Origin of the sequence: Exiguobacterium sp. UBA3491 (assembly GCF_002377745.1) — a bacterium.
In the GTDB taxonomy this organism is placed as follows: Bacteria; Bacillota; Bacilli; order Exiguobacteriales; family Exiguobacteriaceae; genus Exiguobacterium_A.
In genome coordinates this window covers 554,589-556,751 of record NZ_DFQK01000032.1, presented here as the reverse complement: position 1 = coordinate 556,751, position 2,163 = coordinate 554,589, and the positions used below count along the sequence as shown (strand labels likewise).

General features: G+C 44.2%; 3 protein-coding genes. All 3 read left to right on the top strand.

Annotation, left to right across the window (positions count from 1 at the left end; translation table 11 throughout):
- Positions 1-810, top strand: an 810-nt coding sequence (locus B4F99_RS15325) for a cytochrome ubiquinol oxidase subunit I (RefSeq protein ID WP_290759428.1), incomplete at its 5' end; no start/stop codon positions are given.
- A 12-nt stretch (positions 811-822) separates the two neighbouring features.
- Positions 823-1,845, top strand: coding sequence for a cytochrome d ubiquinol oxidase subunit II (locus B4F99_RS15320; RefSeq protein ID WP_035406681.1), 1,023 nt, complete (start codon positions 823-825; stop codon positions 1,843-1,845).
- Between the two features lie 104 nt (positions 1,846-1,949).
- A partial coding sequence (locus B4F99_RS15315; RefSeq protein ID WP_290759425.1) for an NAD-binding protein occupies positions 1,950-2,163 on the top strand: 214 nt, incomplete at its 3' end.

Sequence of the window (2,163 nt, the reverse complement as noted above, 5' to 3'; positions counted from 1 at the left end):
ATCTTGGCAGCAATCGCGGCGTTCCATTTGCTTCGCAAAAAGACACTCTCAGCAGCAGAGACGGCATATCATAAGAAAGCTCTTCGTCTCACTGTCATGGCTGGTCTGATTTTCGCGTTCTCGACAGCACTTGTCGGTGACTTCTCAGGGAAATATTTAGCGAAATACCAGCCAGAAAAACTAGCAGCTGCGGAATGGCATTTTGATACGACAAATGAAGCAGAATTGATTTTTGGTGGGATACTTGATCAGCAAGAAGACGGCAGTTATGAAATCAAAGGAGCCGTCAAAATCCCATATGCGCTCTCAATTCTTGCAGGTGGGGCTCCGAATACGGAAGTCATCGGTTTAAACGAATTCGCAAAAGAAGATCAAGCACCACTGATCGTCCACTATTTCTTTGATATCATGGTATCGATTGGGATGTACTTGACTGCTATCTCTGCTTTGTTCATCTTGGCATTCCGATTGAAAAAATTGAATCCATATAATAAGTGGATTTTACGAGGGGTGTTCATCGGTGGTCCGTTAGCGATGATTTCAATCGAAGCGGGATGGATGTACGCTGAGATTGGTCGTCAACCTTGGACGCTTTACGGTATCATGCGAACAGCGGACGCGGCGACGACTTCAACAGCGGTTGGTCCGATGCTCATTTTATTCAGTGCATTGTACTTGTTGCTTGGCACGATTTGTACGGTCGTCTTATTACGGATGTTTAAGAAAAACACGGTTGGAAAAGAACTTCAAGAACTTGCTGAAAACCACCATGCACGCGGTGAAGCAATGTTCGTGGATGATAACAAGTAAGGAGGGAACGATTTGGACGTTCAAACACTAGGGATCACGGTCCTTTGGACTTTCCTGTACGGATATCTCATCGTTGCCTCAATTGACTTCGGTGCTGGATTTTACGCCTTTTATTCAAAATATACGAAGCGGGATCATCTGACGAATCGATTGATTCTTCGTTACCTCTCTCCTGTTTGGGAGGTAACGAATGTCTTCTTCGTATTCTTCTTCGTAGGACTAGTTGGGTTCTTCCCAGACTCCGCTTACTATTTCGGTACGGCACTACTCGTACCAGCGTCAATTGTTCTTGTCTTGATTGCGATTCGTGGTAGTTTTTATGCGTTCGCCAATTATGGATCAAATGACAGCATGTTCTACACATTTTTATATGGAGCGACAGGGTTGCTGATTCCTGCTGCGATGTCGACGACATTGACGATCAGTCAAGGTGGTTTCATCCGCAAAACGAATGATACAGTTGAGTTTTTAGGAACGAAATTATTTTCGAACTTTTACTCGTGGACGGTCGTAGCGCTCGCTATCGTATCTGTCTTATACATCAGCGCGATGTTCCTCTTATTCTACGCGGATAAAGCGAAAGATGAGGGAGCTACGCCGCTTATTCGGAAATGGGCACTCTTCTGGAGTGGACCAACAATCCTCGTCTGTGCGCTCGTCTTCTTTGGACTGAAGAACCAAGCAGCATGGCATTATGAAAATATCCTAAACGGCAACTGGTGGTGGTTCGCTGCTAGTTTCTTATTTTTCCTCATTGCCGTGACACTCGTCTATATGAAGAAAAACTATGGCATCGCGTTCGTCGCGGTCATGCTACAATATGCAGTCGCGTGGTTTGGTTACGGATATACACACTTGCCGTATATCTTGTATCCATATATCGATATCAACAAAGCAGTCGTAAACGAAACGATGGCTTCCGCACTCGTCGTCGTTTTCATCTTCGGACTTTTACTCTTAATTCCGGCGTTGTATTTGATTTTACGGCTCTTCTTGTTCGATAACGATTATGTACGTGGAAAATCATCAAAATAATGAATGGATAAACGCCTCTGCGATTCGCAGAGGCGTTTATAGTATTTTTAAATTGAATCGGGTACACTACTAAGGAAGAGCGATTGTGAAGGAGAGTTGTGAAAATGAATGGAGAGTTTGCAGTAATCGGACTAGGGCGTTTTGGTGGCTCGATTGTCCGCGAATTATCGAAAAACGGCTATGATGTCTTGGCAATTGATTCCGATGAGGAACGTGTCAACGAATTCATGGGGATTGCGACACATTCTGTCATTGCCGATACGACCGATGAGAACGTTTTAAAAAGTTTGGGGATTCGAAACTTTGATCATGTCATCG